General features: G+C 58.9%; 4 protein-coding genes, 1 tRNA gene and 2 pseudogenes. 4 read left to right on the top strand and 3 right to left on the bottom strand.

Annotated elements, in window-relative coordinates:
• Positions 1-75: 75 nt before the first annotated feature.
• Positions 76-678: an ANTAR domain-containing response regulator gene (locus tag K728_RS0117185; protein ID WP_019482407.1), complete on the bottom strand. Its 603-nt coding sequence runs from the start codon at positions 676-678 to the stop codon at positions 76-78.
• Positions 679-824: 146 nt separating this feature from the next.
• Between K728_RS0117185 and K728_RS0117180 the strand changes: the two genes are divergently transcribed.
• Positions 825-906, top strand: a tRNA-Leu gene (locus tag K728_RS0117180).
• 25 nt (positions 907-931) lie between these two features.
• Here the strand turns inward: K728_RS0117180 and K728_RS0117175 are convergent.
• Complete coding sequence (locus tag K728_RS0117175) at positions 932-2140, bottom strand: IS481 family transposase (RefSeq protein WP_024477438.1); 1209 nt, start codon at positions 2138-2140, stop codon at positions 932-934.
• 1225 nt (positions 2141-3365) lie between these two features.
• Between K728_RS0117175 and K728_RS0117170 the strand changes: the two genes are divergently transcribed.
• Both K728_RS0117170 and K728_RS22070 read left to right on the top strand, forming a co-directional pair.
• Complete coding sequence (locus K728_RS0117170; RefSeq protein WP_162148075.1) at positions 3366-5570, top strand: putative bifunctional diguanylate cyclase/phosphodiesterase; 2205 nt, start codon at positions 3366-3368, stop codon at positions 5568-5570.
• A 63-nt stretch (positions 5571-5633) separates the two neighbouring features.
• Positions 5634-6047, top strand: a pseudogene (locus tag K728_RS22070) (transposase); the annotation flags it as partial.
• A gap of 23 nt (positions 6048-6070) precedes the next feature.
• On the opposite strand, the gene K728_RS0117160 reads toward K728_RS22070, so the two are convergent.
• Entirely contained in the window at positions 6071-6496 is a 426-nt protein-coding gene (locus tag K728_RS0117160) for a hypothetical protein (protein ID WP_024477436.1), read from the bottom strand.
• A gap of 122 nt (positions 6497-6618) precedes the next feature.
• On the opposite strand from K728_RS0117160, the pseudogene K728_RS20780 reads away from it, so the two are divergent.
• Positions 6619-7603, top strand: a pseudogene (locus K728_RS20780) (IS3 family transposase); the annotation flags it as partial.

Here is a 7603-nt window from a genome sequence, read left to right as displayed (position 1 = left end):
GGCACAGATACGTGCTGCGGCAGCCGGTTTTTTGTGTCTACGCAGCTTTGTGCTGCCGGGGGCGCTGCTAGGTGTTTAGTTGACCTGGTTGATGATGGTTTCGGCGACCTCGCGCATACTGAGGCGACGGTCCATCGAGGTCTTCTGGATCCAGCGGAAAGCCTCGGGCTCGGTGAGGCCCATCTTGGTGGTGAGTAGGCTCTTGGCGCGCTCCACGAGCTTGCGGGTGGCAAACTGTTCCTGCAGGTCCGAGACCTCATTTTCCAGTGCCTTGATCTCTTCGTGGCGGGAGAGGGCAATCTCGATGGCCGGGATCAGATCGGCTGGCGTGAACGGCTTGACCACGTAGGCCATGGCACCGGCGTCGCGTGCCCGCTCAACCAATTCCTTTTGGCTGAAGGCGGTCAGGAGAACGACGGGCGCGATGCGCGCCTTGACGATCTGTTCGGCTGCAGTGATGCCATCCATGACAGGCATCTTCACGTCCATCAGCACCAGATCGGGCTTGTGCTCCTTGGCCAGTTGGACGGCCTTTTCGCCGTTGTCAGCTTCGGCGACGACGTCGTATCCTTCGCCACGGAGGATCTCCACGATGTCCAGACGGATGAGAGTTTCATCTTCGGCAACAATCACGCGCCGCGCAACACCCGAGACGGTCGACTCGTTGGATTCAGACACAGGAGGCTCCTTGTTCAATCAATCAGATTTGCCCGGCAGGGCAGTGCCTTGCCGGTTCACTAAAACAGCCTATCGGCATGTAGAGTAGTTTCGCGCACTGACGAAGACTTGAGTAGGTCATTTCATATCAGTCAGGGCGCATGTTGGCCCGAATGGCGGAATTGGCAGACGCGCTGCACTCAAAATGCAGTATCGAAAGATGTGTGGGTTCAAGTCCCACTTCGGGCACAGTTGTTATGAGTCGCGACATGGACTACATGTGAGTCGCGACATCGACGACACCCCCAGCTTCGGCTGGGGGTGTTTTCTTTTGTCTGGATTGATAGTTGCGGGTTGGGTCGATGGTGAGTTCGCGGAGGACCTCTCCGGTGCCGGGTGTGGTGATCATGACGTCGCGGTCGTGGACGAGCATCAGGACGGTTTGGCGGGCGTACGCGCGACCGATTCCGATATGGTGCAGGCGTCCGTTGTAACGCAGGGTGACTTTGCCGGCAGCGTCGATCCGGTCGACGCGGATGCGCCAGTGTCCTCCTTGTTTGGGTTGGTTGGGGCTGGCTTTCGGCGTGGCGTGGTAGGCCTGCGCTGGGGTTTGACGGTTCAGTGCCCGGTGCGGGCGTTGATGGTTGTAAACCCGTTGGAACGTGTGGAGCTGCTGGTTCAGTGCCTGGAGTGTCGGTGCTGGGGGCTGGCCGTGGAGCCAGCGTTTGAGGGTTTGGTGGAAACGTTCAATCTTGCCTTGGGTTTGCGGGTGTCCCGGGGACCCGTTTTTCTGGGTGATGTTCAGTGTATGGAGCAGGTTTTCGAAGGCGTTGCGGCCTCCTTTGCCACCGGCGAAGCGTGCGGTGTAGACGAGCCCGTTATCGGTCAATGTTGAGGCGGGGAGCCCGTATTGCTCAGTGGTGGCAAGGAACGCCTGGACGACGATGGATCCGGTCACGGGGCGGTAGCCGGTGCAGGAGAGCAGGTAGCGGGAGTGATCATCGAGGAAGTTCAGGATCTCGACGTCGGTCCCGTCGTCCAGGGTCCAGTGGGTGAAGTCGGATTGCCAGGTTTCGTTGGGTTGGGCCGCTTCGAAGCGGTGCAACGATGATTTGGGGCGTTTCTTCGGTTCCGGGGTGATCAGCCCGGCGTTCACGAGGATCCGGCGGATCGTTGAGGTTGAGGGGGCTTTGAGCCCTTCTTGTTCGAGGTGCCAAGCGATGGTCTGCGGTCCTGCGTCCAAGCCTGCCTTCGTAAGCTCCGCGCGGAGCTTACGAATCCGCTCGGTCGTCGCTTCCGGTGTGGCGTGCGGGCTGGCCCGCGGCCGTTTCGAGCGGGGTTCAACTGCGTCTAGACCGCCGTGTTCGTAGCGGCGGACCAGCTCGTGGACCCACTGCCGGCCGACCCCGTATCGGCGGGCTGCTTCGGCTTTGGTGAGTCCTTGTTGCACCACGGACAAGACAATGACCTTTTGCTTCGACATGGGCTCATACTCAGTCCCCTAAAGTGTCGCCGATGTCCCGACTCACCGGCGGGTATCAACTGTCGCCCGTGTCGCGACTCATGTGTCGCCTATGTCCTGAACCTAGACACCACTTCGGGCACAGTGTTTCCCCTTGTCAGAGGCTGTTTCGCTCTCTGACTGTGCACAAACCGGCTCAGATGGTGAACAGGTTTTGCCTGTTTCGGTGTGTGGGTTGCAGTCTTCCTGTGGTGGGTTGTCTCTTTTCTCTTCCTGAAGCCCTGTTTAAGCTTCCTTACTACTTCATGGGGGAGTGGTGGTGAAGGTACATGACTTTGGTGAAAGTTTTTCACCGAGTTCCTCTCTCGGTGCGGAGGGACGGCCGGGATGTAGCTAAACGTGTTGCTCCTTGGTGCCGTTCTGATAGAGGAATCACTGCTGGGTATGAGGGGCCGGAGTGCAACTTGGGGAACCGGGAGCGGGCCAAAGTTTCGCGAGGAAATAAGCGACGGAGGAGCGCCGAACGAAAGTTTGGCCATCTCCTGGCGCCTCGCGCCCTGGTTGCGCGGAGGACCCGCCCAGCGATGATGGGGATCAGAATGACAAACAACGATAATGCTTCTGGTTATTCATGGGTATGTTTCGGTGGCACGGTATGACGCTGGTCGTCCTATGGATCGGGGCGAATCCTATGGTGTCTGTTGGGTGCCGGAGCAGGTTTTCGAGCTTGCGTACTGTTAGTCCCACTCCGCCACGTTCCCTGCACTGCAATTGAACCGAACCACCAGAGGGGGACTACGCGCCCGAAATTGTTCTGGTCTTGAGCGCCGCTAGACTGGCCGGCCGCCTTCGTGCATATCAGAGTGTTATCGGCGTTTGACGCAGGGGTGCGGAAAGCGACCGTGTTCACCGGTTCACGGTTCACGGGGGGACGGGTTGCTCTTTCCTTGGTTGAAGCTGGTTTGTGGGCCGATGTCCGAGTCTGTTTTGCGTCGATGGTCATCACTATCGGAAATGGGTGCGCCAATTCTGTCCGTGAAGTTTGCTATGGAGCTTATTTTTCGCCTGAGGTCCGCGGTGGTGGTCTAGGCTTCATGGCATATGAACTATAAGGTTCGGTGGTGCCATTCGTGCTGGGGTGCACTGGGCCCGATTAGATGAGGTCTCAAAATTGATGCGTATAGACACAAGCCGTGGAGCTCAGACCCCTGTGGCTCGAAACCCGGGCCGGTGGGCTGGGATTGTTTTGGTCGGCGCGGTCGTTGCCTACACCGTTGGAATATTGTTTCGGGATTCAGCGGAGTTCGATTTATTGGTCGATGGGGTCCTCGCTTTGCTGTGTGTTTGGTTAGCGACGGCAGTGGCAGGGCTTGCGGTACGTCGTACCCATATGCGCCGGTATGACATTTTGGGTGCCGCTGCAGGTATCGCCTGTCTTGCTCTTGCTGACACCTACTATGTGGTGAAGACGGGGATGGGGGAGGAGCCACCGCTTGGTTCTCCTGCCGATATCTTCTACCTGTTGTCCTATGTGTTGATCCTGGCTGCTTTGGTGATTGTCGTGGTGAGCCGGTTTCGTGTGATGGCGTGGCCGGTCATTCTGGACAGTACCGTTGGAACCCTCGGTGCAGCTGCTGTCCTCGCAGTCGTCCTCGACCCGTTCTTAGCCCCGGCACTGATGGGACCCTTTTCCCTGGAGGCAGCTTTAGCCGCCGCTTACCCTCTCCTGGATTTGTTGTTGCTAGCCGCCGTGATCGGAATCGTGGTCACTCCCGGTCGCCCGCCAGGCGGTGGATGGCTACCGCTAATAGTGGGGCTGCTGATCTTCACTGGTGCCGATATCGTGTACGCGCTACTGGAACTAGAGGGCCTGTACGTTGTTGGAACACCGCTGGATGCCATGTGGGCTGCAGGGACTTCACTGATCGCTATCTGGATTTCAACTCAAGGCCACGAAAGGTTGTCCGCGGGCAAACCGGGGAAGGCAATACCGGCGCAGACAGTGCCGACCCTTGCCACGGTGGCCAGTCTGGCGGTGCTGATCCTGGGTACACAACGGCCGATCTTGAGCCTGGCTGTGGTGCTTGCCAGCGTGACGTTGGCTATGGCGGCGTTGCCGCTCGTTTTCCGGCAGCGAATTCGGTTAGCGGACGTGAGCCATCAAGCGATGACTGATGAGTTGACGGGGCTGCCCAATCGACGCGCCCTGAATGCAACCGTCCCCGATCGTCTGACGGCGGATGCTCAACGCCGCAGCGCGGTCCTGCTGTTGGACCTGGATAAATTCAAGGAGGTCAACGACAGTCTCGGGCACGACGTGGGCGATAACCTGTTGCAACAGGTGTCCAACCGGTTATCGGCCCAGCTGAGAACCGCCGATCTGTTGGCCCGGATGGGTGGAGACGAGTTTGTTATCCACCTTCACAGTTGCGGGGAAACCGAGTCTGAAGCGGTCGCGTTGAAGCTTCGAGCGGCCCTGGCTGAACCCTACGATCTCGGTGGCGTAACTATTCAGGTGAACGCGAGTATTGGGATAGCGCACTATCCGGGGCAGGGCGCCGATTTCACGACGCTTCTGCGAAAAGCGGACATGGCCATGTATACCGCCAAAAGCACCCGTAGTGGTCACAGTGTCTACCGCGATGAAAGCGGAGAAACTGAACGATTCCACAGTCTGGCGTCGCTGAACAAGGCATTATTGGATGACCAGTTAGTCCTACATTATCAGCCGAAAATTGATTTGCGCTCGGGTGACGTGCGAGGGGTCGAGGCGCTGGTGCGGTGGGACCACCCCACCGATGGGCTTCTCGCCCCGGTATCTTTCCTCCACAGATTCGACGAGGCCGGGCTGATGTCACCGCTGACCAGCATCGTCCTCGGGAAGGCCCTCGACCAGAGTGCCGTGTGGAAGGATCAGGGCAGGACGCTGACCGTCGCCGTCAATGTTTCCTCAGGGTCCATTATCGATGCCGCCCTGCCAGATCAGATCGAGGCGATGACCGCTATACGCGGGTTGCATCCTTCCGTACTGGTCATCGAGATCACCGAAGATCTCCTCATGGGCGACCGAGACCGGGCCCGCACAGTTCTAACCCGGCTCCGTGCCTTGGGCGTAAGAATTTCTGTAGACGATTTTGGAAAAGGCTACAGCTCCCTCTCATATCTTCGCGAGCTACCCATCGATGAACTAAAGCTAGACAAGTCATTCATCACGTCAATGACTGACGACGCGAGGGCGACAGCCCTGGTAGTCTCAACGATCGGTCTAGCGCACAGTTTGGGACTGGAAATGACCGCCGAAGGCGTAGAGAGTAGCGCAGTATACGAAGCTTTGGGCGAATCCGGCTGCGATCTAGCCCAAGGTTATTACATGTCGCGGCCTATACCAGCGACTGAGTTCGACATATGGCTCAACACTCATTACCCTGAACCAATCGAACGGGGCTGCTGAAGGTTTGCTTGACACTTTGACGTGCCCCAGGATTTGATCCTTGCTGGTGGAAGGATGTTCATCATGTCCAAAGCCTTTCCTGAAGAATTCCGCCTCGACGTCATTGCGGTTACCCGAAAGGGCGAAGCGCCCATTACCTAGATCGCGAAGGGCTTCGGGGTTTTCGCCCGCGGCTTTGCACCGCTGGCTGAAAATCGCCGACCGCGAAGACGGTGTGAACTCCGTGGCCGTAGCCGATGATTCCGTGAAGCTCCGGGACGCCAATAAGCGGATCCGGTTATTGGAGCAGGAAGCGGAAGTGATGCGCCTTGCCGTGACTTACCTGTCCAGGGATATCAATCCAAAAAAGCGAAGTGCCCGCTGGTCCGTGTATTGGCTGCCGAGGGCGCCCCGGTCAGGGTTCCTGTGGCAGTGTCCTGCCGGGTGTTGAACTTCTCCAGACAGGCCTACTATCTGTGGGCGGCGAACCCCGTCTCCGGAGACTGCCGTGTCCGTGGCGTTTACTCGTCGTGCTGCCGGGCAATGAATCCGCTCATTCCTGGCACGGTGAATGCAACTTGTCCGTACTCAGGTGAGTAGATGATGCCTTTGCTGATGAGTTGTGCTCTAGCAGGGCCTAACGCGGTGACTTTAACGCCGAGCCGTTCAGCGATTTGGCTGGTGCTAGACCCGGCGTCGTTATCTTGTGCCATTGCGCGAAGGTAGCCGCGTTCCTTGCGTGTTGCGCGTCCCCAGCGAGAGGAGAAGAACCCGGCGTCGAGTTGGCTGCGACCGATGGAGACGGCGACTTGTGCGTCTTCCTCCGTAAACGGTGTCCCTGGAGCTGCGTCCCAGATTGCCTTCCCGAACTCTTGAATGAAGTAGGGGTATCGTCCGGAAGCGTCAATGAGGACTCCGAGGGCATCTTCGGAGAACTCTGCACCCATGTCTTTCGCTGGTCGCGTTAGTGCGTACTTGGCGTCACCCTTTTCAAGCGGACCGATGGTGCGGTAGGTGAACCGCTCTGGGTTTGATGGAGACTCCTGATCTTGGAAACGAGAATAGAGTCATGGCAAAGAGTCAGGGATCTGGGAAGTCGACGGCACGTCGGTATTCGCCGGAGGAGAAAGCTGCTGCAGTCCGGATGGTGCGGACTTTGCGGGCGGAGCTGGGGACCGAGCATGGAACGGTGCAGCGGGTCGCGTCGCAGCTGGGATACGGTACTGAGTCGGTGCGGGCGTGGGTGCGGCAGGCGGATGTTGATGATGGCCAGAGCCCAGGGGTGAGTACCTCGGAGGCCAGGCGGGTGCGTGAGCTTGAGCAGGAAAACCGTGAGCTGCGTCGGGCGAATGAAATCCTTAAGCGGGCCGCGAGTTTCTTCGGGGCGGAGCTCGACCGCCAATATCGGAAATAGTCTCGTTCATCGACGCGAACAAGGATGACGTTGTCGAGGGACGACGGCTCGGAGTCGAGCCTATCTGTACGCTGCTGCAGGTGGCTCCGAGCACTTATTACGCCACGAAGAACCGCGCACCATCGGCGCGAGCTGTCAGCGATGCAGTCCTGACCCCGGATCTGATCAGACTGTGGGAAGACAATTATCGTGTCTACGGGGTCCGCAAACTCTGGAAAGCAGCCCGTCGCGCCGGGATCGACATCGGCCGGGACCAGACTGGCAGGCTGATGCGCGCCGCCGGCATCGAAGGTGCGAGGCGTTCAAAGCGTGTGAAGACGACGCGCCCAGATCCAGCCGGGAGGAGGCACCCGGACTTGGTGAACCGTGAGTTCACCGCGGTGGCCCCGAACCGGCTTTGGGTGACCGATCTGACCTTCGTTCCGACGTGGGCTGGTGTCGCGTATGTCTGCTTCATCATTGACGTGTTCAGCCGGATGATCGTCGGGTGGCGGTGCGCTTCGCACATGCGCACCGAGATGGTCCTCGACGCGATCGAGATGGCACGGTGGGGCAGGGGCACCCACCACGATGACCTGCGCTGTCACAGCGATGCGGGCAGTCAATTCACGTCAATTCGCTACGGCGAACGTCTCGCTGA

The organism is Arthrobacter sp. CAL618 (assembly GCF_000468215.1).
Taxonomy (GTDB): Bacteria; Actinomycetota; Actinomycetes; order Actinomycetales; family Micrococcaceae; genus Arthrobacter_D.
The sequence above is the reverse complement of the archived record's forward strand: the minus strand, read 5'-3'. Positions and strand labels throughout refer to the sequence as shown.

Coding starts and splice junctions, on each gene's coding strand:
- K728_RS0117175 (WP_024477438.1), bottom strand. CDS start 2,140: ATGTCGAAGCAAAAGGTCATTGTCTTGTCCGTGGTGCAACAAGGACTC.
- K728_RS0117160 (WP_024477436.1), bottom strand. CDS start 6,496: ATGGGTGCAGAGTTCTCCGAAGATGCCCTCGGAGTCCTCATTGACGCT.